Genomic DNA, 23,541 nt, shown 5'->3' with positions numbered 1-23,541 from the left:
CACATAAAGAGGAGATGAGGCAAATGAGGCAGGTTGGGATATTCATAGTTTTGTTCGCGAGCCTTTGCTGGGCACAGGAGCCCAGCGATTTTCACCCCGCTGCCACCAATGTGTGGAGAGCGGAATACCCGAAAGTTGATAGTGCAGGAAGAGTGCAAATCCGTGTGAAGGCTCCCGATGCCGCAAAGGTACGCCTCAACTTCTGGAGCGGGCCCAAAGTGGATATGGAGAAACAGTCAGACGGATTCTGGACATTCACGACTGAACCTCTCGTTCCCGGTCTGCACTACTACACGTTGAACATCGATGGGGCTGATGCCAGCGACACCAATAGTCAGGCATTTTTTGGTGGAGGCAGATATGCAAGTGCGGTGGAGGTTCCCGAGCCGGGCAGCACTTATTACTTACCCGAAGATGTACCTCACGGGCAGGTTCGCGAGGTCTGGTACAACTCCAAAGTCACGGGAACCTGGCGGCACGCGCTTATCTATCTACCGCCGAAGTACGACGCGCAAACGAAAGTGCGTTATCCGGTGCTCTACCTCCAGCACGGTGGTGGGGAAGACGAAACCGGATGGATTCGGCAGGGTCACGCAAATTTCATTTTGGACAATCTCATCGCGGCTAAGAGTTGCAAGCCGATGATCGTGGTGATGGCATACGGGTACGCTCGGCGCGCGGGACAAGCTCCACCCGATCTCACCGGGAAACCGTTTGGCTCGCCGGAAATGATGAAAGCCATGCGGGACATGTCCGCGGCGTTCGAAGATGATATGACACAGGCTATCATCCCCTACATTGATTCAACCTTCCGAACGATTGCGGATCGCGATCATCGTGCGATGGCCGGTCTATCTATGGGAGGCATGCAGACATTCCAAGTTACGCTCGACCATCTGGATCTCTTCTCCTATATCGGCGGATTCAGTGGCGCTGGCGGGATGCTAGTGATGGGAGATAGAAAACTAGATCCCAAAACGGATTACAACGGAGTATTTTCCGATCCTGCTGCCTTTACAAAGAAAGTACATCTTCTTTGGGTTGGTGTAGGTACTAAAGAGCCTGAGAGAATGCGTGCAGGACTCTTACGGCTGCATTCGTCTTTAGACGAAGCAAACATTCCGCACATCTTTTACGAATCATCAGGCACGGATCATGAATGGCAGACATGGCGTCGCGATCTGAAGGATTTCGCCCCACGGCTCTTTCACGAGAAGGCGTCCACTAAACAGGAAGTAGCTCAACGCTAATCTCGAGTCTGTCTTGAAAACATGATCCGCAGATACAGTCTCATCATTCGAATCAGAGTATGTCTCCTCTTGGCCCTGAGCTCCTGCCCAAGCCTGTTCGGCGCCGATTTTGCCATGAAGGTGACCGACAAGAATTACCTCGACACGCAAGGTTTTAGCCTATTTCTCTACGACAGTATGTACCATCCGGTGTTCGTTGACCAAAAGAACACAGCCATGGAGATGATTCTCCACGGCCAGCGCATCGCCACCAACGGCGACGTGCGGCTGATACCAACGCCCGAGCAGTGGGACCTGGTGGCAACCGTTCTCCGAAGACGTAACGAAATTGGAGTCAACGTCAGACTGTCGCTGCCATCGTTTATTGAAGCGACATCCCCCGCAGATAGCAATTCTTATCCTTGGCGGGTGTTGTTTCAACTTCCCTAGCGCTCCACTCTTCTCAGCTCGACGAGAACGGTCGAAGGGGGGTGGGAAGGCCCTCTCGAAGGATCCGAGCCGTCCGGCGCAGGTCCAATCTCAGGGGCATCGGAAGCCTTCTCGGGTGGCTTTGTTGTGCTGGAGCCCGGACTGCCTGAGCGCTGTAGCTCAATGCGGTCTCCTTTGATGTTCCCGGCAAAGCTGCTGTTTCCCACTCTAAAGCTAATCGCGCTTCCATCGATCTTCCCGGCTTCGATAGGAGCGGGGATGTCACCACCGCCGAAGAAACTTGCTCCTGTGCCTTCCACTGTCCCGGTCAGGCTGCTGCCTTCCTGTTTAAAGGAGTAGATGGAATCTCCGATTGCGGGAGGCGCAGACGACTCCGGTCCTCCGTCGGCAGGCGCCGGCCTCCACAAGCCTGTGATGCCTTCCCCTTGTGGAATCTTGCGTTCCCACCGCGGCACTTGCGGTCGCAGCGTTGCGGCTTTCACTAGAAGCGTAACTGTCGCGGGTGCGAGTCCGGGTGAGGCGGCCTCGACTGTGATGTTTCCGCCCTGCTTTGTTGATTGCACTACTGCCATGCAATATCCGCAGAAGGCTTTTCGCGAAGGTGCTTTGTCCGAGCCTTGATCGGTTGGATCGCCATTGCCAACGCCAATCAGCTTTCCTGCGCCCGATACCTTGAAGGTCACTTCGTTCTCGGTGATCGGCACAACACGGTTCTGCGCATCGCGAACTTCGACGGCGAACATTGCGACATCCTCGCCGTCGCCCGAGAGTTCCTGGCGATCGGCAGACATCGCGATCTTTGCTGCCGGACCGGTGGTTTCGCGTTTTGCTGTCAGCACGACCTTCTCGCCTTTGTAACCGCGCGCTTCGATGGTTCCGGGCGCGTACTTCACCACCCAGGCAACGTGCGAGTCTTTCTTCATCTCTTTCGTGCCCAGGCTTTGGCCGTTGTGCAGCAATTCCACCTTGTCAAGGTTCGAATAAGCCCACACTGCGATTCGCTTTCCTTCCATACCCGGCCAATTCCAATGTGGGAACAGATGAAGAACCGGCTCGCTCGTCCACCATGCCTTGTAGTAGTAGAACGAGTCTTTTGGAAAGCCGCAGATGTCGATGATTCCGTACTGGGAGCTGATGTTGGGCCAGCCGTTGGGCGAGGGTTCGCCGCGATAGTCGAATCCGGTCCACACGAATCCGCCGGAGAGCCATGGCCGCGCATTGCAGAAGCGCCACCAGCCTTCCGCGGAGGCGCGTCCAGTGGTTGTGTATGGGTCGTAGGCCGCTACGTATCCTTTGGAGTAATCGGTGATGTAGATTCCGCGAGTGCCGACGGCGCTCACCGTCTCGGTACCCATCACCGGCTTTTTGGGATTCTCGTTGTGGTACTGCTCGGCCTGCGGATCCTGGTAGTTGTAGCCGATCACGTCGCACACGGCCAACCCACCGACCCCAATCGCGCGAATGGGAGCGATCGACACCGGTCGCGAGACGTCGAGTCGGTTGGCCATGGCTTTCATCGCCGTAAGGATCAACAATCCTTTGTCTGTATTTGCCGTACCTTCCTCGTTGCCCATGGACCACATGAAGACGCTGGGGCGATTGCGATCGCGGCGGACAAGATTGACGAACTGGCTCATGCCTTCAGGGTTTGACGACATCATGCGCGTTTCGTCGAAAACCAGCATGCCGAGTTCATCGCACGCATCGAGCAGCTCAGCAGTGGGCGGATTGTGCGAGGTGCGCAGTGAATTGCAGCCCATCTCCTGCAGCTTGCGCACACGGTAGTACTGCACTGCGTCCGGCACAGCAGCGCCGACCCCAGCATGGTCCTGGTGATTGCACGTTCCCTTCAGCTTTACGACCTTGCCATTGAGAAGAAATCCTTTTTCGGCGTCGAAGGCCACGGTACGAATACCGAAACGGGTCTCGTAGAGATCGACCAGGCCTGTTTCAGTCTGAACTTCTGTCACCAGCTTGTACAGATTCCGCGTTTCAAGTGACCAGAGGAGCGGCTTCTTGACATTGATCTTCTGCTCGTATGTTTGCTTCTCCTGGTTCGGAATCATTTGCGGAGAACTGGTCGCACTTCCAACGGTCTCTCCCGTCGGGCTCAGAACCGTCGAGATCACGCGCACGGTCTTCGCGGTAGCGCTCTCATTGTTAACCTCCGTAAGGATCGACAAATTTGCTCCGTCGGGCTTCACGTCGGCTTTCACGAACGTGCCCCATTGCGGCACATGAACTGCGTTGGTCTTCACCAACCATACGTGGCGGTAAATTCCTGCGCCTTCGTAGAACCATCCATCACTCGATGTGGCATCGACTCGCGCCAGCAACACGTTGCGGCCGCCTGGCGTGGCGAAGTCTGTAAGATCAAAAGTGAATGGATCGTAGCCTCCGCTATGACGACCAATGTAGAAGTTGTTGAATATCAGCATTGCTTCGCGATATGCGCCGTCGAACTCCACGGTGATGCGCTTGCCTTTGTCTTCAGCCGGCAGCTCGAAGACGCGCCGATACCAACCGACACTGGTGGCTGGATATTTCTTTCCGAGTGGATAGAAACCCTTGGACCTCAACGCGGGATCGTTTTGAAACGGCAGCTCGACAGCCCAGTCGTGTGGTAGGTCGAGGTCGCGCCATTGGCTGTCGTCGAAGGCCAGTGCGCCGGGAGGCACGAAATTGCCCGTTTTCTGGAAGTTGCCAGTGAATCCGAAATCTTTCGCAGGTTCGTCGGCGTGCCCAAAGTGGAAGCGCCAACCAACATCTAACAGCAGCCGCTCTCTCCGGGCGCGCTTCATCGCTTCATCGTTCGTATCGCGCAGGGGAGGTGCAAAAAATGGCTCCGCTGCATCGGGTGCAATCTCTATTGCTGCCGCAATAGGTGCTACGCCATGCACGGTTGCTGCTGCGGAAGCAAGCACGCTGGTCTTCAGAATGTCTCGGCGTGAAAACTTTTTCATGAGTCCTCCACACAGCCAAAATGACTTACCTGATGTAAATCGGAAAAGCTTGACCTATCGGAGCTAGGCAATCCAGGAAAGCAAGTCTTTCAACTCAGTCGCGTTGTTTGATTCCGTTCCTCGCGGCATCGAAGGACCGATGGCGACGGCTTGGGTGTGCCCTTCGAACCAAACCAGAAAAGAGGATTGTTCTGTTCCAGGGAGTCGCTGCTGATTAAGCCAGTTGTAGTACGCGCCCATATCTCCGTCGATGAGTGAGCCGATCACATCTGGTTCAGCTCGTTCCCGGCTCGCGGATAACAACTCATTCATCGGCCTTTGTCGTTGCCGCGGGGCGAAGCGCACGAGCAAGGTCAGCGGTTGGGAACGTCGCAATGCCTCGCGAGCGGCCCATTGCGCGAATGTTGTGCTGAAGATCTGAGTTCCGGAACCTTCTGTCAGCAGTTTTAGCTGAAAGCGATCGAGGATCGCGTTTCCAGAGTTACCCAGTCCGATGTCAGCCGGTCGCATGCGGGCAAGAATGGTCCGAAGCGCTTCGGGTCCCATTCCGGGACGATCTATTTCAGACCGCATCTTTCGCAACAGAGCATTCCGTGCCGGCTCCAATGATTCATAAGAGACACAGGTCAGCGCACTGTCGTGGTCATCCGCTTTGCCACCGTCGATATACCAGTGCGCGAAAGCAACGCGATGGGCTTTCGCCCTTGCCGCAACTGCATCGAGGAGTGTCCTCAGGCCATTCTCCGGATTGACACGATTGAAGTAAGCGCCTTGGCCTCGGAGTTTTCGAAATAACGGCGCATCATAGGAAGACATTCCCTTTCCAATAATAGTGATTCCGAGCCGTGGAATTGGCGGAGGCTGCGGAGGAGCTGCCGCGCGGAGACGATCCGCATATGCCATGGCCGCGCTTCGAAAGCTGTCGAGCTGATGTGTCGTCCAAAGGTGTGCCGAGAGTTGTTCGACAAATTGGGAGGGCGCATTCACCCAGTCCGAACGCTCTAGTTCGCCTGAAACGCGAATCTGAGCAAATCCACTCAACCATGAACCCAATTGCTCTGGCGATAATGAACTCAAGACTTCGAGTTCGTTTTCCAAAGCATGTCGGGATCCTAAGCTTCGGAATGAATAAGTGCCGAATGCGCTCTTGTGCTAAGAACTAGTCTTTTGTTTCTTGGAATAATTGTTCTTTCGATGGAATCTGCCTCGCCATTTCATCGCGGATTTTTTCCGCTTGCTTAGCGAGCTTCTTCTTATCGAGGCCGGGTCTGTAATTGAATACAATTCCTACGGCACCGATTCTCTTGCCAGCCTCATCAAGCAGCGGAAGTTCATCTTCGAAGTGATTTCCAGTTTTGTTTACTTCCAGATTGCTCACGCCGGTATCGATCACTCGCATATCGTCTTCGTCGGCTTTCTTGCCGATCCGGCCAATATTCGAGGCGATGATTACATTTTTCGATTGATTGGGTGGCGTGACATGGAAGGCCATGATCACAACTTCCTTGTGCTTGGCTAAGGTGTCGTTCACGAGTCTCTGGGCGTAGATTTTCGGTGGCTGAGAATCGGGTTTTGTTTGGTCCTGGGCCAGCACCTCAAAGGACAGAACCAAGAGTGACGCCCAAACAATTGCTCTTGCTAATGTCATAAATTTCCTCAGTTCAATTTGGATAATCGGAACAACCTCCCGCCCCAGCATTTGCGCCTTGGGGTGGTTACCTATCCCGCAATTCCACTCCTACACAAACGAGACTCCCAGAGCCGCTGCTTCATGCCTGTGCATCGCTTCAAAATAGCCGCTCACCAGCTGATCTTCAGCGCAACCTGAATCTGGCGCGAGGCGGTCTGAGTTGAAGTGACCAAACCTGCACCAGTGATCGGTGTTGTTCCTCCGGTCACAGGGAATAATGTCTTTCCCGAACTGGGCGGAGCAAAATTCGTGAAATTTAGGATGTTGAAGAACTCCGCTCTGAATTGGACGTTGAACGCCTCTGAAATTGCGGGAATCTTGTTGTTCTTGAAAATCGACAAATCAAGGTTCTTCAGCCCTGGACCGGTGAGCGAATTGCGCGTAACGTTCCCAAGTCTTGTGAGTGGGTTAGGGGAGGCGAAGCAGCTCAAGTTGATGTATTGGACCTGACCTTGAGCCGGAATGTTGTATTGCAGCCGCGTTGGCGAACCGCATCCTGGGACTCGGTCGGGAACGTCGTATGGGGCAGTGTTCTTGAGCCCAAGTGGGTCGCCGCCTACCAACGGTGTAAACGGAAGTCCGTCGCTAGCCTGAAAAATTCCACCGAGCTCCCAACCATTGGCAGCCCAGGCAAGTGGACCGTGCAACGACTGTACCGCAGGGGCAATCCAGATCAGATTCTGAACAAAGTTCTTTCCGATGTTGAAATCTGCAGGACCGCGTCGCGATCGTTCGTCGAAGAAGAAGAGCCCAGAAATGGAATTTGCGAATGGGTCTCCCGCAAGACTTGCAGAACCGTCATCGATGGCCTTGCTGTAGGTGAACGAACTTTGACTCTGGAGTCCATGACTCATTCTCTTTACAACCTGCAACTGAAGTCCATCGTAGTAGGAATGTCCAGTCCACGCGAGTGCTGCGATCTGTCCCACATTAGGATTTAGTTTCGTTCCGCTATTTCGCGGCGTTGGCCAGAGTAGTCCCTGCGGTGTAGCGGTTGGCAGCACCGTGTTCACATCGTCTGAGCGAAACGGCTGATGAATTCCGCGCGTGCCGACGTACCCAGCTGTTACGGTGAGGTTTTTCACTATCTGCCTCTCGAGGAAGAGATTCCATTGCATAACGTAATTGCGGCTGGGATTCGGCTGGATATAGGTCTGCCGCAAGGCACTAGGCGACGCGGAAATGAGTGAAAACGATCCGTTGGGAAAAGCCCCAGGAGGGAGCGGGACTGCGCTACCCAACTCCAGGAAGGGCGCCGCCAAGGATGAGAGTAGCTCAAATTGATAGGGGAGGGGCAAGCTGTCGAAGAAACCAAAGGCTCCGCGTATTGAGGTTGTTCCAGTATGGAAAGGATCCCAAGCAAAGCCAATCTTAGGCTCGAAGTTTTTCGTCGTCGGATTGGAGAAATAGGGATCGCCCAAGTGCGGTTGTGCGTCGGTCAGACTTCGGAGAGTCGAGAGTTTGCCGTTCACCTCAGTGGGAACCGTAGCCATCTCGTAGCGCAATCCCAGATTAAAGGTTAGATATGGCCCGAGGTGAATGTCGTCCTGCAGATAACCAGCAAAGAGATTCTGCCGCATATTGCGAGGGGACGTTGTGCCGGGAACGCTCGCGTCGAATTCGTTGGCCTGCCCTGCCATGAAGGTGGCAACGGAGTTGAAGCGGAACAGCCCGCTAGGATTGGACAGCGCGAGAATATTGTTTCGCATGCGCTCGAACGCAAAACCGAACTTTAGGAAGTGCTTGCCTTTGGTGAGAAAGGCGTCGTCATAAGCCTGAATCGATGTCCATCCGTAATGGTAAGCCGATGGCCCGTTCACGCCGCCACCGAAGGTGATGATGCCAGCAGTGATGAGACTGGGCGCGTTCTGTCCAGGCACCACTCCCAGTTTGGGATCGTTTCCTGCCGCCACGGGTCCTGGGGCTGAACCGTTTATATCTGCGGCCACGCGACTTATTCCGAAGCGAACGGTGTTGATTAGAGTTGGGCTGAAAGTATGCGTTGTTTCACCTGAACCAGATTGCCGCCGAGTATGTGAGCGCAGGAAGATGTCGTTGAGCGAATCCGGCTGAGTAAACGTACCGTTGTCGAACATGTACGAACCATGCAGTGCGTCTTTGTCGCTGATCCGGTGGTCCCCACGAACAGTAAAATAGTCTTCAGGTGTGATCTGTTGTCCGACAAGTGAGTACTGTCCAGTCAAGCTACCTGCAGGCGTGGGTCCATTCGGCAGTGGATAGAAAATTAGATAAGGCTGAGTTGCCGGGCTGGCAGTCGCTCGCGCAGCTGGAGAAGGCACTTGTCCGATGGAAGTAAATCCGAGCGATTGGCGGAGTCCTTCATAGTCTCCAAAGATGAAAGTCCGATCTTTAGTAATCGGACCTCCCGCTGAGGCACCAAATTGATTCCGCTTGAAGGGAGGAATCTGCGCGCGGTCGAAAAAGTTGCGAGCATCCAGGGCGCTATTGCGGAAGAACTCGTAGACACTGCCGTGAAACTGGTTAGTGCCAGCCCGGGAAATTGCGTTGATCACGCCACCCGAAGTTCTTCCATACTCCGCCGAATAATTGCTCGTGACTACCGAGAATTCCTGGATTGCATCGACTCCCAAATTGAGACCTACGACGCTACCAGGTGCACCATTGGAATAATCGTTGATGCTGATTCCGTCGAGGCGATAGTTATTCTGCTGCGGTCGAGCGCCAGCGATCGTGATCTGCACGCCATAGCCGCGATTGCCGCGATCGGCTCCGACGGCTACGGCTTTCTCTGTTCTGACTGCCGCTACTCCGGGTTGCAAGATTGCGAGCTGGGTCCAATCGCGTCCGTTGAGTGGAAGCTCGCGGACTGTCTGCGCGTCGACCACCTCGCTGATTTGAGAGGATGCCAGCTCAACATCAGCGGGTGAGTCCTTTACTTCGACACTTTGTGTCACGTTGCCGGGTTGCAGGCTGACGTTCAGTAAAGGTTGAGCGCCGACCTCCAACTTGACGCGCGACTGCGTCGTCGCAAATCCGCTCGCTGCGATTCGTATTTCATAGTCGCCCGGCTGAAGATTCGGTGCGACATAAAACCCTTGTGAGCTTGATGTGACTGTGGTCACGCTTCCCGTTTCAGTGTTGCGAATCGTGACTTGCGCGTTCGGAATCACTGAACCGGACGAATCTGCAACCGTACCCGATACTGTTGCGCCAACGGTCTGCGCTCGCAGTGAGGATGCCAGTAAGCTTACGAAAACTGCGACTGCGAAGTAGAAACACGCACGCTTTTGAATTCGAGTGAACATCGCTGCCTCTCCATTGCCGGTTTTCGATGAGCCGGCGACTCTTCAGCAAACCTTCTTCTCAGGAGAGGAGTAGCGTTCAGTTCAACTGTGGACTTCAGCGCTCCAGATGCAGATATTCTCTTGCCGCGCTTTCCTCGGTCGATTGAGCTCTACCATTAGCCCGGGGCATCTCGATACGAACCCGGGTGCCCTCTCCTTCACTACTGAAAATCGATAACTCCCCACCCTGTGCCGAGCAGATCGACTGCACGATCGAAAGTCCGAGGCCCGCACCTCCCGAGTCTCGCGATCTGGCTTTGTCTGCTCGATAAAACCGCTCACAAATGTGCGGCAACGCGCTGCCTGGGATCCCAATCCCGGTGTCGCGCACTTCGAGCACTGCCTTGGATCCTTGGATCTCAACTAGGAGTTCTACTGAGCCGCCCGAAGGTGTGTACTTTATGGCGTTGTCAAGAAGATTGACCACGACTTGCTTCAGCAGCGATGGGTTACCCACTACCATCACTCCGCAAGAAACTAGATATTCCAGTCGAATCGACTTTTCGTCGGCGAGCAATCGCATTTGCTCTGCCGTGGAGGTTGCAAGCTCACCGAGATTCACAGTCGTAACTTCTCTGGTCGCATCACCGGCCTCAAGCCTGGAAATCTCCAATAACTGGCTCACGATCTTGCTCAGCCGCGCAATCTCCTCGAGTGCGCTGCCGACGATTTCCAGGGCTGTGGGTGATAAGTGCTCATATTGCGTAAGTGATTCAAGCTCGCCTCGAAGGATCGTGAGTGGTGTACGCAATTCATGTGATACATCCGCCGAGAACCGGCTGATGTGACGGAAGGAGTCTTCTAGGCGCGCCATCATGCGATTGAGTGATGTGGTGAGGCGCTCTATTTCGTCCCCGGTTCGAACTACGGGCAGCCTCTCGCCGAAATTGCGAGACGTTATTGTTTCGGTCGTGTGCGTGATCTCGTCAAGCGGACGCAGAGCACGCTTCATGATCACGATGCCACCCAGGATGGCTGCCGCGATAATGACAGGCATCCCAAACAGTAGGGTGAGGATCAGCCCGTGCAGGACTGACTGAATATCGCGGGAGGACGCTCCAACCTCTATCAAAAAGGAAGTGCCGTTGGGTATGACAAAGGGAACGGCTTCAATCAGCACGGGATGGCTGCCGGCTCCCGACTCCACAAGCGAAAACGGACGAGAGCCCCAGCTTCGCAAAATGGGAATTCTTGATGGAAGGAACTTTTGATTAATGGGAGCCGGGGATTGGTACAGTGTGCTTCCGTCGCGCCGTGTAATGCGGATGAATCGTCCACTGATTTCCGGCGCCATTTCGTTGATTTCGCCTGTGACGAATGATTCGCCCTTCCGTTTCACATCGACCAGCAACTTCTCGCCGATTGATTGAGCATCACTCCGAAGCGAGTTTCTTAGATTGGAATCGAGATAGCGTGCCAGCCCCAGATAAACCGCCGCACCGAAGATCACGAGGCAAACGGCAAGCACGCCGGCGTACAATGCTGCCATTCGTAAACGGAGGGAATTGAAGTTCATCCTTCCGCTCCTTCCCGAATTGTGTAACCCACTCCGCGCACCGTGCGCAGAAGTTTGGAATCATGGCCGGTATCTACTTTGTTTCGGAGATGCCGGATGTAAACGTCGACGATGTTGGTTATTCCGTCGAAGCTCTCATCCCACACGTGCTCGATAATCATATTGCGCGAGAGGACTCGTCCGGCATTGCTCATAAGATACTCAAGGAGCGCGTATTCTTTGGAAGTAAGATCGATGCGCTGTCCGGCGCGCTTGACTTGCTGCGAGAGCCGGTCCAACTCAAGATCGCTCACTCGAATAGTGCTCGCGCGATTCACTGGACCTCGTCTCATCAGCGCCTTGATGCGAACCGACAGCTCGGCAAACGCAAAGGGCTTCGTGAGGTAATCGTCGGCGCCGGTCTCCATATTCGCAACCTTGTCCTGTACGGTGTCGCGGGCAGAAAGAATCAGCACTGGCACGGAAGAGTTCTCCCTCCGGATTCGGCGCAGCACTTCACTGCCATCCATGCCGGGCAACATGAGGTCAAGAAGTACAAGGTCGTACTGGTACGCTTGCGCGAGCTCCAGTCCGCTTCGACCATCCTTGGCAACATCAACTGCATATCTTTCGGCGATCAAGCCTCGCTTGATGAAGCTTGCTAACTTCACTTCATCCTCGATCAACAAAATGCGCATTCTCGGCTCCATATTAGGCGCGGCTGCAATGAACCGCACATGAACTCAAAATGAAAGTTCGTTCATAAAAATGGTCATTTGGGCTAGCGCGACATTCTCCCTCGGTTCGAGCGTATTTCCTGAATGAAATTTCATCCTCACTTCAGGAACGGCTCATGCTCTCTAACTAAGCTTCAAAATGCGTGGGGGAAAGAACATGAGGAGAGCTTTGCTAACGTTGGCAGTTCTCTGCGTAACGTGTGCGGCAGCCAGTGATAGCACACCGCTAAGACTTGTAGCGAGCGTTGATTTGCCAAAGTACTCTGGCGACTTCGATCATTTTGCCGCTGATGTCAATGGCAATCGGCTGTTCCTGGCAGCCGAGGACCACGGCACGCTGGAGGTCTTCGATCTGAAGAGCACCAGGTGGCTCAGGACAATCCGAGGCTTCGAGGTGCCGCACAGCATCCTCTATCTTCCTGCCTCACAAAAGCTGCTTGTGACCGACGGCGGAGAGAGTATGTCGAAGGTCCTCAACGGCCCAGATTTTCAACTCCTGAAGAAAGTCCCACTTATCCCGGGCGCGGATTCGCTCGCTTACGATCCGGACAAGCACCAGGCTTATGTGGTTACCGGGGGCAAAGACGTACAAATGAAGGAGTCGGTGCTTTCGGTAATCGATACGAGGGACTTTAGCAAGAAGGCCGATCTCAAGTTTGACTCCGCGCACGTCGAAGGCATGGCGCTTGAGTCGCAGGGTAAGCGGATGTTCGTCAACGTCACGGACCATAATGAGATTGACGTCGTAGATCGTGACAGCATGAAGATCGTTGATCGCTGGCGGCTTGAGAGTGCTGGCGAGAATTCGCCGATGATCCTCGACGAACCCAACCATCGTCTTTTTATCGTCTGCCGCAAGCCGGCCAAGCTCGTCGTTTTAGATACGCAGAGTGGTAAGCAGGTCGGGGCATGGGAGACAGCTGGACATTCTGACGGCATGGCTTTCGACAGGGCGCGGAAGCGCATCTATGTGCCTGGAGCTGAGGGATATATCGCCGTGTATCAACAGAAGGATGCCGATCACTACGAGCTAATCGCCAAGGTACCCACTGCGCCCGGAGCGAAGACGTGTCTCCTCGTTCCCGAACTGAACCGCTTGTATATAGCAGTGTCCCCTGGCGAAGGAAAATATGGTGCCCGTGTCCTTGCTTTCGAGACTCTGCCATAGTCTTCCTCCGGGAGAACTCGCGATCAAGCCGCACGCTGAGTTTCATTCGCGGGCCGTTCGCCCGGTGATGCGCAGGTCGATTGATGGCGTAGACAGCGCCACGCGAGCAGGATCAACTCACAACAGCCGCACCACGGTAGGCGGAAATGCATGACAATTTCCAGCTGCTCGCAAGAGTAGTGAGGATTTGAACCTCCGACGCTTGCTCTGGAACCGAAATCAAAAATCCAAGTGCTTGCTTTGGTGTGCTTAGGAGCCCAACACACCGTTCGTTCTCTCTCTCTCTCTCGTTGTACCGAAGTTGTACCGATAATCCGTGTGTGTCCGCACTTCACATATCCGCGAATTGGTTGAGATCGACCGCGCGAAAGATTGCGGAACCCAGCTGATATTGGCCTCGAGTTTCCATGAACAAACATTAAGGAAAAGTTAATGGGCAACCTGTTGTATCGTCGCGTCCAATTTAGCGGTGTAGCAGCGAAAGCGAGGTTCGTATGCGTCGTCGTGATGCGTGCACATTCGTCGTTGCGTTGATTATCGCAAGTAGCGTCGTATCCTCCGTCTCTGCCCAAGTCGCCGGCGGAGTCATTGCCGGCACGGTTTCCGACACTTCTGGAGCTGCTCTGCCCAATGCGAAAGTGATCGTGCACAACGTCGCCACGAGCGTTGACACCGAGTTGAATTCGAATGAGAGCGGGTTCTACCGTGCAGCGAACCTTTTACCTGGAACATATGACGTGACTGCCTCCGCGCGGGGATTCTCGAACCTTGTGCGAAGGAGTGTTGTTCTTACAGTAGGAGCTGAACTGACTATTGATTTGATCCTACGGGTCGGCGCCGCTCAGGACAAAATTGAGGTTACAGCGGAAACACCCATTGTGGATACGTCGACGTCGACGCTGAGCTCAGTCGTGAATGCTTCCACGCTTCGCGAGCTTCCGTTGAACGGGCGTGATTGGACGAGCCTGGCAACGCTGCAACCGGGTGTCACCAGCGTTCGCACGCAGTCGACAGTCGGTGCGACATCCTCACGCGGCAACCGTGGCTTTGGCGACGAGCTCACCGTCGCCGGTCACCGCCCACAGGAGAACAATTATCGGATTGACGGCGTGAGCATTAATGACTATTCGAATGGCGCACCTGGCGGCGCCGGCGGTGCCAATCTGGGCGTCGATGCAATCAGCGAGTTCTCCGTTTTGACCAGCAACTATTCTTCGGAATACGGAAGAACTTCTGGCGGTGTAATCAATGCCATTACGCGTACCGGGTCCAACGCATTCCATGGCGCGGGATTTGGTTTCTTTCGCGACAGCTCGCTTGATGCACGCAACTACTTCGATGCCGCGACGAAGCCTCCGCTACGGCGTTACCAGTTCGGCGGGTCAGCGGGAGGACCGATCATCAAGGATAAGACATTCATTTTCGGTAACTACGAAGGCTTGCGCCTGAACCAGGGTGTCACATTCAGCGACACGGTTCCATCGCAGGCTGCGCGAAACGGGCAGCTCTCGACCGGCAACGTGACCGTGGACCCTGCCGTGAAACCCTATCTCGATTTCTGGGCGCTGCCGAATGCGGGGCTCCTTGGCGCCGGGGATACGGGCGTCTACAACGTCGCCACCGACCAAACATTGAAAGAGAACTTCTTTACCACGCGGATTGATCATCACTTCTCGAACACAGACAGCTTGTTCGGCACATATATGTTTGACGACGCCAGCTTTGACGTTCCTGATTCGTTGAACAACGAGTTCTTCGGGAATCTCACTCGCCGCCAACTGATCGCGATCGAGGAAACTCACGTCTTCACTCAGAACTTCATCAACACGGTCCGAGGGGGCTACAACCGGACCAAAGGGTTCGTGAACACTGCCGGAGCTGCGATCAATCCCAAGGCTGCCGATCTCAGCTTAGGTACTGCCCCTGGCCGGGCGGCTGCAATCATCACTGTTCCTGGACTTACGACCTTCAACGGAGGAGTTGGAGCGAACTCGTTTTTCGACCATATTGGAAACTCATACCAGTTTTACGACGACGCTTTCATTACACACGGCACGCATTCGTTCAAGGTCGGTTTCTCGTTTGAGCGATCGCAGTACAACCTGTTCGCGCTCCGCAGACCGAACGGTCTGTTTGCCTTTGGCTCACTGGCGAAATTCCTGACAAACCAACCGACCAGCCTGTTTGCCCTCGATCCAGCCCGGTCGAAAGAAGCCGGGCTCAGGCAGTCGATCATCGGCGGCTATTTCCACGACAACTGGCGGTTTACCCCGTCGCTGACTCTCAATTACGGCATACGCTATGAAATAAGCACCAACCCGATCGAAGCTCACGACGGACTTCAGACAGTTGTGAACTTGAACGGCGGAGCGCCAGTGCCGGTCCACACGTATTTCACAAATAATCCAACCCTCAAGAACTTCGAACCGCGGATCGGCTTCGCATGGGATCCGCAGAAGAACGCCAGGACGGTCGTGCGCGGTGGTTTCGGTGTTTACGATCACCTCCCGCTGCTTTACATTTACACGCCGAAGGCTGCTCAAGGTACGCCATTCGTAGTAAGCACGACGGTGCGGAATCTGCCGGCCGGCTCCTTCCCGAAGGGCGCATTCAGTCTGGCAAATTTCTCCTCATTGACGGGACTGGGTAGCACCTACATCCAGCCCGACCCACCTCGCAACTACATCATGAACTGGAATCTCACGATCCAGCGCCAGCTTATTTCCGACTTGACGCTGCAGGCCGCGTATGTTGGGTCTCGTGGAATTCACAATGCTTTTACGATGGACGATTCCAACATCGTTCTGCCTGTAGCGAAAACTGCGCAAGGCTATGTATGGCCGACGCCGCAAGGGAGCGGGACGCGGCAAGACCCGAACGCGGGGGTCTTAAGGTCCGACTGGTGGGATGGCGACTCGTACTATCACGGATTGCAGACCATGGTGCGCAAGCCGCTCAGCCATAGTTTCCAGATTCAGGGCTCATATACCTGGAGCAAGTGCCTGGACACCGGCTCGGCAGCATCGCGCGGCGATCAGTTCCTGAATGGAATTACCAGTCCTCTATTTTTTGATAAGGCGCACCGCAAGGGATTCTGCGATTTCAACATCTTTCACACGTTTACACTCAGCTCTCTATGGAATGTGCCTGCACCGAGCGGGAACGCGCTCGCGAGGGCCATACTAGGCAATTGGGAGCTCGGAACGATTCTGAACTCGACTTCGGGAACGCCATTTACAGCGATGATCTCTGGGGATCCGCTCGGCTTAAACAGCGACGATCCCATCGGATACCCTAACATCCTGAGCACCCCCGAATGTAAGCACCCAGTCAATTCCGGCAACGCACAGCACTACATCAAGACGCAATGCTTCACATTCCCGTCGCCCGCCACGCTACTCGGTAATTCGGGCCGCAATGGCGTCGTCGGACCAGGCCTGCTCGACCTTGACATGTCCGCATACAAGAATGTGCCTGTTTCGCGCATCTCCGAAGCATTTCGGATGCAGTTCCGGGCCGAGTTTTTCAACATTCTGAATCACACAAACTTCGCGGTGCCGCTGAGCACGAACGCAATCTTTAACCAGTCGGGCAACCTGCTCGCCAACGCGGGCCGGCTTACGGCGACGCAAACGACGTCACGCCAGATCCAACTCGGAGTCAAGGTGATCTGGTGAGCGGAAACCGATCCTTGTTCGTCTTTCGATTCCTACACACCTGAGGACTCAGAATTACTTCCGGAACAGGAATGGCAAGGTTGAACCGAGACAGCTATTCGTCAGTCGCAGCAAGGGCAATTCCTAACGGCGCTGGTGAGTTGCTCGTCCCGTTCAGTTCCGCATGAGTTCGTTAGGTGCTGGCCTCTTTGCGATGTGCCGCTGATTCCCTGATCCGCAAACTCACAATCGAGCGTTCATCCGGGTATTGCGAACTCTCGAAGATCGTGTATCTCCACGTCTCGGGTCTGAGTGGTGAAAGGTTGTTCCTATCGAAAGTTGCTGGTAAGGTCACAGGCGGCTCGCGATACGATTCAGTGCCGTGGACAAATCCCGGCCAGTGTTTGTATCGTGAGTCTGGACGTCCATCGGCCGCAACACATTCGAATTAGTTACGTATCGACCATTGTTCCTTTCTGCTCCAGCGCTTCTTCAGTTGCTTTGAAAATCATTTGCGAGAGTCGGGTAGGTAATTTGGGTTGCAACGGCAGGCCGGATCTAACGCGCACTGACGGGAACCGCGGCTTGCGCCTCCAGGCTGCTTTTCAGTTCTGACCTCGCAACCAGAGTGGCAGCCAATCCACATGCCGCTGCAAAGGATAGCCATAGTCCCGGAATGGCTCGATTGCCGGTTACATGAATTAGATATGTGCTGATGGCAGGCGTGAAGCCGCCAAAAATAGCCGTCGCGAGGCTGTATGCAAGAGAAAAACCAGATGTTCGGACTTCAATGGGCATCATTTCTGTGAGAAAGACAACCATTGCTCCGTTATAACTCGCGTAAAGAAATGACAACCACAGTTCGACCACGAGCAATCGGGAGAACGACGGCGCAACCACTAACCACGCCAGTGCTGGGTAGGCAGTGATGAGAGCAAGCAGCGTGCACGCAAGCAACAACGGCTTTCTCCCCACACGATCTGAGAAAGCCCCCATAATCGGCAGCCAAAATAGGTTGGAGGCTGCCACACACAACGTGACAAGAAGGCTGTCGCTACTCGGAAGACGCAGCACGGTACTACCGAACGTCGGAGTATACGCAGTAATCATGTAGAAGGACACCGTAGTCATCGTTGTCAGAAGCATCCCGATGGCCACAACACGCCAATTATTCGCAAGCGAGACCAGAATTTCGCGCCCGCTCAAACGAGTTCTTCGGCGTTTAAATTCATCTGTTTCTTCGAGCGTTCGCCTCAACAGAAAAAGGAGCGGCACAATGCTGCAACCGATCAGCAATGGCACACGCCATCCCCAAGCCACCATCTGTGCCGGCGAGAAGCGTGAGTGGAGTATTACGCCCAGAATAGCTGCAAATATAACGGCTACTTGTTGGCTAGCCGATTGCCAGCTTACGTAGAACCCTTTGTGTCCTGGGGTGGCAATTTCGGAGAGGTAAACAGAAACGCCACCCAACTCAGCACCTGCCGAAAATCCCTGTAGTAATCGGCCCAGCAAGACGAGAAGTGGCGCAATGAGTCCTATCTTCTGATACCCAGGCAGACAAGCGATTGAGACAGTGCCGACTGACATCAGCCCGAGAGTCAAAATGAGGCCTGCGCGACGGCCATGGTGATCGGTGTAGGTCCCAAGTACGATAGCTCCAAGAGGGCGCATCAGAAACCCAGCACCGAAGGTCATCAGAGTAAGCATCAGAGATGCGAATTGACTGGCAGTCGGAAAGAATGTCCGAGCGATCTCTGGGGCGTAATAACCAAAGACCATGAAGTCATACATTTCGAGGAAATTCCCGCTGGCAACGCGCACAATCGACCAGATCTTTGGAGCTTTCGAGATTCGGCTTAAATTTTCCATATAAGAACCTCAGGGCTCCTATCTCAGATCAACAACATACTGATCCATATACATAACGCTGTCAGCTTTTGACCAAACTCCGATTTTGCCGGTGACTGGCTGCGTGAGTTGATGTTCCAGCAGCAACTTTCCATCGAGAAAACCTTCTACCTTGGTCCCCGCTACCTTTACCTTTAGGTCATGCCACTGCCTAGTAGCAGTCGGAGTATTCCGAACCCACTTCACAGGACTTCGTTTTCCATTCTTGAATTGCCACAACACGAGATTGTTTTCTAAGGCATTGGCACGCAGTGTCAGATAGTCGCCAGTCGGTTTCAAGTTAAAGAGAATGCCTGCGCCCTGGTCGATTCTTCCCGCTAAAGGCTTAAAACGCATGCTAATTTCCCCTTCGCGGAAGTCTTCAACGTCCTTTGCAACGGCGTAAGGGTAATACGCAAAAGCCCGCACATTGTCGAGGAACTCTGCATATCGATCGCCATACAAAGCACGCGCTTTGTCTGCCAAGTTCGTGGCCGGCTGACCCTCCTTCCATTTACTACCGTTCACCATGAGCACTTTCTTGTCTCCCTCTTGGGCAATCGTCCAGACGCCAACAACAGGTGTCATACTCTTGGGCTCTGTTCCTAATGCTTCGGAGGAAAAATCAATAACTCTTGCCGCAGGCAAAAAAGTGACGGCTGTCAAGATAAGCACAAAGAAACACTGCATACTTAGCTCCTCATTGAATGCACTAATCCTAAGAGTGAGATCGACGGCAAAGCGAGATAGAAACATATCTCGGATAATCGGGAGGAGTGAATTATGTGAGGATAACCGCGATAAGGAGATTCAGATTGCTGGATTGGAGGGTCGATTCCGGCCAACTCCCACAGTAGTGGCAGAATCTCCTCTGGCGATGTGGAACGGCTTTGTGCCTCCTTTGTTCCAACCGAATAAATGATCAACCCGTATTTGTCTTCTTGAGTCGATCCGAGGAATCCGCCCCCGCGTCCCAACGGAAAATCCACTTTGGTTTTAGGTAGTGCACGACGAAGTTTCGCAAGAACGGATTGGCTGAAATCAAGGAGACGAGGATCTTCGGAACCCAGATAGACAGTGATCCGAATCGGTTTCTGAATCTGCCTTAATGCAGTCACCACGGCTGGCGCAAGGGAATGTCGCCGATCTTCTGTAAAATCCGCCGATCCTGTGTATCTTGCGAAAACAACAATAAATATCCACGCAATGACGATTGCTGTTGAAGCGTATGATTTTTCCCACATCAGCCTACCTGGGTGCCACCAGACCGTGGTGAGCACAAGGAACATAAGGATTGCAGTACTGCCACCTACGATCGTGGCCCCGACGAGAAGACCTTGTTCAAACGGTTTAAGAGCTGCCGTCAAAGAGAGGCGTGCAATGCCGCGAACAAAAGCGTTACTGCCGAGAGCGGCGAAGTCCAAAACCCATGAACCCAACGTAAAGCCAAGGGCGACGATCGCAGCGGTGGAGGCACTCCCTGTGATGGCTGCCGCGAAAAGTGAGATGGCACCAATGATTAGTCCGTAGAGAGCGTGACCAAGCAATATAGAAAACACTTCCGGTACATAAACGTGGCCACCGGAGACTCGCCAAAGAACGATGGCCAGAATGCCTGGAATTTCTACTACCAGAAGAGCGCACGCTAGCACGAGAGTCTTAGAGGCGATCAAATCAACAGCAGATGAGGGTAACTGAAGTAAGATGCGAAATGCTCCTGAGGCTTTGTCCGTTGACAACATGCGAATGGCCAGAAATGGGAAAAGCAAAGTCAAGACGAGATATAGTCCGCCAAGAGTCGGGACAATAATTCCATCGAATGGGTTCAATCCCGTCGCTAGCTGAGGCGATGTCAAGGCAGCGCGGCTGGACTGGTTATAGAGGTCAATCGCTGTCATAAAACTATAGCCAGTCAGAGGAGAAGAAATGAGCAGCAGGATCCAAAAAGCGCGAGATGCAAAGAGGGTGCGCAACTCGATCAGGAATAAAAGTTTGAGCTTAGACCAGTGCATAAAACACATCTTCCAAATTGGCATCTGGGCGTCCAATCTTTACTTGCAGCTCAGGCAAAGTGCCAGCAACCACTACTCCACCAGAATTCAAAAGCACAAACCGATCGCAGGATCGCTCCGCGTCTCTCAGTTGATGGATTGAAAGCAGTAGACTCCTGCCGCATCTTGTCAGATCTCGCAAAGACAATGTAACTCCGCGCACCTGTCTTAGATCCAGACCATCGAAAGGTTCATCGAGAAGCAGCACTTCTTGGTGAGCGAGCCAAGCTAGGCTTAGGAGCAATCGTTTCAAAGTGCCTTTTGAGAGAGATTTAATCCGGTTGGAGGCATAACTTGGAAGGTCAAACCTCTCAAGTGCTTCATCCCTCTCGTTGCCCCCGCGTCCGAAGATCTTTGCATAAAAATCAAGGACAGCACCGACGGAAAGATCAGGATGTGGAGCAATTCCGTCCTCCAGATAGAACAGTAACTTTGGCCGATTTCGAAGTGGAACTTGAACTCCATTCCAGCTTAGTCGTCCTGAGCTCATCGGAAGGAGACCAGCGAGGCCCTGCAGAAATGTCGTCTTACCTGCGCCATTAGGACCTATGAGTCCCAGAATTTGGCCATCCGGCAGGGAGAGCCCGACCTCTTTCAGCGCACACACAGATCCAAAATACTTGGAGAATTCTTCCGCGATCAACATTTCAATTTCCACTCATCGATCACACAGCGGGCTTCTCAGATCTTGCTGCTGCCGTGCCTACAATCAACATTAACGGGGCACGATGCGCTCTGCGATAAATCCGTGGGGCTCGTCGCGGATGTGTTCCGTCTTGATGTCGTTTAAGGCCTTCCATGCCGGATCCAAGAGAGAGCGGATTTTTGATTTATTTGACACGCGCAGCTCGAACGTTTTTGTATCCGAGTACTCCGACAGGATCAGATAGCTCCAATCAGTTCCTTCATATTTGTTGAGGTATAGACCGTATCCAGCGAGGACACTCTCCTTCACGAAAGCTTGGAGCTGTGGCGTAACGTAGCCCTGCACGAAGTCCTTACCGGCAGCCAATGGAACTTTGAACTTGTAATACGAGACGTCATAGACGGCTTTCGCTGCACCTCGCGAGCTCATTCCGGATGCGTCCAGCGTCTCTCCAACGTTCAAATTTTCGGGAGGACCGATAGCCAGAATCTTTGGCGGCAAACCTGCCGGCATTGCCCGCTCGACTTCTCTCCATTTGTCCGTATCGCCATAGGTATCGAAGTCGATGCGAATCAACATGTCCCAAGGCACAGAGTTTATGTGGACGTATGATGCAAAGAGAATCATGTAATCCTTGAAGACACCTTCGGACTTCCATTTCTCGAACTGCGCCACGCCATCCGTCTCGATGTATTTCCGTAAAGCGGGACGATTCTCGGGTGATGAACGGTAGCTGTAGAAGATGACGAACTGCGGATACCGGGTTGCGCTTTGGGCAGGTTCCTGAGCCGAAAGCGTAACGGCTGAGATCGACAGAAAAATAACCAGGGCAAATGTGAAACAGCATCGCTTGTCAAAAGACATGCGGAGGTGGAGGGCTTCCATCATTAAGGGTGCTCCGAAAATTGGTTTGCTCGGTACATCCCTGTTCACGGCCAGGCCAGTGAGTGAGCTTCGATAACTCACAGCGGTGGAAAGAATAAGCTTGCCCAGCAGAAATCCAAGGTTAATTCCTGTTTATTTTGACCTCAGCTGCAGATCATATGGCTGAGCAATAGCCCTTCGCCGACAAAGCCACTCGGAGATCCGGCACGCGTCTGACCTTACGCAGCAGAAGTAACCTCTGAACTCAACGGCAGCCAACACAGCATCTGTCCTGAATTTACACCGCAATAGCGATGGGATCGTTGGCTTAAAAAAAATTAATGAGGCTCTCATTTACCGGGGGGACTATTCTCTCGCGGTACGCGCGAGATCTCAGCCTGCTGTCGCTCCGAAGGGTGAGTTTGTAAAGGGGGTCGTGTTAATGAGGCAAAAATGTGTCTTAACGATCTTTGTAAGTCTATTTCTTGTCAGTGCCGCGCATCCCCAGACGCTACCTCCGCGCACTTATCGCTTTGTTTCAGAATGGAAAACTCCGCCGCAACATCTGGTCGCATACACGTCAGAGCTCGACAAGAACGTTCGTCCTGTGCTCGAGAGACTGATGCGTGATGGAACGATTTTTGATTTTGGAGTTTACACAACGATTGTCAAGGAAGACGAAGGCGTGACGCACGGTTACTGGTTCGAGATTCCGACACTGCCTTCCTTGGACAGCGCATTGAATGCCCTCTCCAATTTGCCAACGAGCGAGATCGGGAATTCCTCCCTTAAACAACATGACTTTCTTTTCCGAATTCTGCTACGGGGGAGTCGTTCGGCTTCCGGCAAGAATGGCATCTTCTATGTCAATTCAACTCTGACTCAGCCGGGCAAACGCGACGATTGGAGGGAGTGGTGGGACAAGTATCAAAAACCGATGTATGAGCAATTCCTTCACGATGGATGGATCACGTCCTATGAAATCGACACAGGCGAGGTCCACACGATGGATGCGGGTTGGGTGTATCTCGCGTATGTGGCACCAAGTCTTGAAGCGGTCGACAAGATCAACAACGCGTTTCGCATCCGAGTTGAGAAGCGCGCCCCCGAAGAAAATCAGGCGATCAACTCTGGGCTTCAGGCGATTGCTGTGGCTGGTTCCCACCGAGACTACATGGCACGCGCAAACAGCTATGCCACGAAGTAATCGCTGCAAACCGCTTTACACGCGGACATCCTGCCCGTCGTGCGGAGCTCCTTAATTTAAATTAATGATTTATTTCGTTTTTTTCGGAATATTCTCGGTTCCGCTTAGCGAGCCGTCATCACCTGCAAACCCACGCGCGACTCCTTAGCAAAATCGATTCGGAGGTCCG

The 23,541-nt window shown here is 53.6% G+C and carries 15 protein-coding genes and 1 pseudogene; 5 read left to right on the top strand and 11 right to left on the bottom strand.

The features are described from left to right. Positions 1 to 23 precede the first annotated feature (23 nt). A complete protein-coding gene (locus DMG62_03745) occupies positions 24 to 1,250 on the top strand; it encodes an esterase (GenBank protein ID PYY24410.1) in 1,227 nt (408 codons plus the stop codon). A gap of 114 nt (positions 1,251 to 1,364) precedes the next feature. After that, positions 1,365 to 1,556 (top strand): annotated as a pseudogene (locus DMG62_03740) (hypothetical protein). A 119-nt stretch (positions 1,557 to 1,675) separates the two neighbouring features. Here the strand turns inward: DMG62_03740 and DMG62_03735 are convergent. The 6 genes from DMG62_03735 to DMG62_03710 all read right to left on the bottom strand — a co-directional run bounded on the left by DMG62_03735 (position 1,676) and on the right by DMG62_03710 (position 11,851). Then, positions 1,676 to 4,642, bottom strand: coding sequence for a beta-galactosidase (locus DMG62_03735; protein ID PYY24409.1), 2,967 nt, complete (start codon positions 4,640 to 4,642; stop codon positions 1,676 to 1,678). Positions 4,643 to 4,705: 63 nt separating this feature from the next. Next, complete coding sequence (locus tag DMG62_03730) at positions 4,706 to 5,740, bottom strand: hypothetical protein (GenBank protein ID PYY24408.1); 1,035 nt, start codon at positions 5,738 to 5,740, stop codon at positions 4,706 to 4,708. A gap of 61 nt (positions 5,741 to 5,801) precedes the next feature. Beyond that, entirely contained in the window at positions 5,802 to 6,341 is a 540-nt protein-coding gene (locus DMG62_03725) for a hypothetical protein (protein ID PYY24407.1), read from the bottom strand. Positions 6,342 to 6,442: 101 nt separating this feature from the next. Next, positions 6,443 to 9,619 carry a hypothetical protein gene (locus DMG62_03720; protein PYY24406.1) on the bottom strand — a complete coding sequence of 1,059 codons (3,177 nt, stop codon included), beginning with the start codon at positions 9,617 to 9,619 and terminating at the stop codon, positions 6,443 to 6,445. Positions 9,620 to 9,713: 94 nt separating this feature from the next. Continuing rightward, the gene (locus DMG62_03715) at positions 9,714 to 11,174 is read right to left on the bottom strand and encodes a hypothetical protein (protein PYY24405.1); all 1,461 of its coding nucleotides are present in this window, start codon (positions 11,172 to 11,174) and stop codon (positions 9,714 to 9,716) included. After that, on the bottom strand, positions 11,171 to 11,851 hold the full coding sequence (locus DMG62_03710) for a DNA-binding response regulator (GenBank protein PYY24404.1): 681 nt from the start codon (positions 11,849 to 11,851) through the stop codon (positions 11,171 to 11,173). The genes DMG62_03715 and DMG62_03710 overlap by 4 nt, the downstream gene beginning before the upstream one ends. Before the next feature lie 217 nt (positions 11,852 to 12,068). On the opposite strand from DMG62_03710, the gene DMG62_03705 reads away from it, so the two are divergent. Together DMG62_03705 and DMG62_03700 are read left to right on the top strand one after the other, a co-directional pair. Beyond that, entirely contained in the window at positions 12,069 to 13,058 is a 990-nt protein-coding gene (locus DMG62_03705; protein PYY24403.1) for a hypothetical protein, read from the top strand. Between the two features lie 494 nt (positions 13,059 to 13,552). Then, complete coding sequence (locus DMG62_03700) at positions 13,553 to 16,735, top strand: hypothetical protein (GenBank protein PYY24402.1); 3,183 nt, start codon at positions 13,553 to 13,555, stop codon at positions 16,733 to 16,735. A gap of 537 nt (positions 16,736 to 17,272) precedes the next feature. Here DMG62_03700 and DMG62_03695 read toward each other — a convergent pair. The 5 genes from DMG62_03695 to DMG62_03675 form a co-directional block, all read right to left on the bottom strand. After that, complete coding sequence (locus DMG62_03695; protein PYY24401.1) at positions 17,273 to 18,586, bottom strand: citrate-proton symporter; 1,314 nt, start codon at positions 18,584 to 18,586, stop codon at positions 17,273 to 17,275. Positions 18,587 to 18,604: 18 nt separating this feature from the next. After that, entirely contained in the window at positions 18,605 to 19,141 is a 537-nt protein-coding gene (locus DMG62_03690; GenBank protein PYY24418.1) for a hypothetical protein, read from the bottom strand. A gap of 155 nt (positions 19,142 to 19,296) precedes the next feature. Continuing rightward, positions 19,297 to 20,616 carry an ABC transporter permease gene (locus DMG62_03685; GenBank protein PYY24400.1) on the bottom strand — a complete coding sequence of 440 codons (1,320 nt, stop codon included), beginning with the start codon at positions 20,614 to 20,616 and terminating at the stop codon, positions 19,297 to 19,299. Then, positions 20,603 to 21,301: an ABC transporter gene (locus DMG62_03680; protein ID PYY24399.1), complete on the bottom strand. Its 699-nt coding sequence runs from the start codon at positions 21,299 to 21,301 to the stop codon at positions 20,603 to 20,605. Before DMG62_03680 ends, DMG62_03685 begins: the two co-directional genes overlap by 14 nt. 69 nt (positions 21,302 to 21,370) lie before the next feature. Continuing rightward, the gene (locus tag DMG62_03675) at positions 21,371 to 22,189 is read right to left on the bottom strand and encodes a hypothetical protein (protein ID PYY24398.1); all 819 of its coding nucleotides are present in this window, start codon (positions 22,187 to 22,189) and stop codon (positions 21,371 to 21,373) included. 418 nt (positions 22,190 to 22,607) lie between these two features. Between DMG62_03675 and DMG62_03670 the strand changes: the two genes are divergently transcribed. Then, the gene (locus DMG62_03670; GenBank protein PYY24397.1) at positions 22,608 to 23,372 is read left to right on the top strand and encodes a hypothetical protein; all 765 of its coding nucleotides are present in this window, start codon (positions 22,608 to 22,610) and stop codon (positions 23,370 to 23,372) included. Positions 23,373 to 23,541: the final 169 nt, after the last annotated feature.

This window comes from Acidobacteriota bacterium (assembly GCA_003225175.1).
Classification (GTDB): Bacteria; Acidobacteriota; Terriglobia; order Terriglobales; family Acidobacteriaceae; genus Gp1-AA112.
The sequence above is the reverse complement of the archived record's forward strand: the minus strand, read 5'-3'. Positions and strand labels throughout refer to the sequence as shown.

Coding starts and splice junctions, on each gene's coding strand:
- DMG62_03745 (PYY24410.1), top strand. CDS start 24: ATGAGGCAGGTTGGGATATTCATAGTTTTGTTCGCGAGCCTTTGCTGG.
- DMG62_03735 (PYY24409.1), bottom strand. CDS start 4,642: ATGAAAAAGTTTTCACGCCGAGACATTCTGAAGACCAGCGTGCTTGCT.
- DMG62_03725 (PYY24407.1), bottom strand. CDS start 6,341: ATGCTGGGGCGGGAGGTTGTTCCGATTATCCAAATTGAACTGAGGAAA.
- DMG62_03720 (PYY24406.1), bottom strand. CDS start 9,619: ATGTTCACTCGAATTCAAAAGCGTGCGTGTTTCTACTTCGCAGTCGCA.
- DMG62_03715 (PYY24405.1), bottom strand. CDS start 11,174: ATGAACTTCAATTCCCTCCGTTTACGAATGGCAGCATTGTACGCCGGC.
- DMG62_03710 (PYY24404.1), bottom strand. CDS start 11,851: ATGCGCATTTTGTTGATCGAGGATGAAGTGAAGTTAGCAAGCTTCATC.
- DMG62_03700 (PYY24402.1), top strand. CDS start 13,553: ATGCGTCGTCGTGATGCGTGCACATTCGTCGTTGCGTTGATTATCGCA.
- DMG62_03695 (PYY24401.1), bottom strand. CDS start 18,586: ATGGAAAATTTAAGCCGAATCTCGAAAGCTCCAAAGATCTGGTCGATT.
- DMG62_03685 (PYY24400.1), bottom strand. CDS start 20,616: ATGCACTGGTCTAAGCTCAAACTTTTATTCCTGATCGAGTTGCGCACC.
- DMG62_03680 (PYY24399.1), bottom strand. CDS start 21,301: ATGTTGATCGCGGAAGAATTCTCCAAGTATTTTGGATCTGTGTGTGCG.
- DMG62_03675 (PYY24398.1), bottom strand. CDS start 22,189: ATGATGGAAGCCCTCCACCTCCGCATGTCTTTTGACAAGCGATGCTGT.
- DMG62_03670 (PYY24397.1), top strand. CDS start 22,608: ATGAGGCAAAAATGTGTCTTAACGATCTTTGTAAGTCTATTTCTTGTC.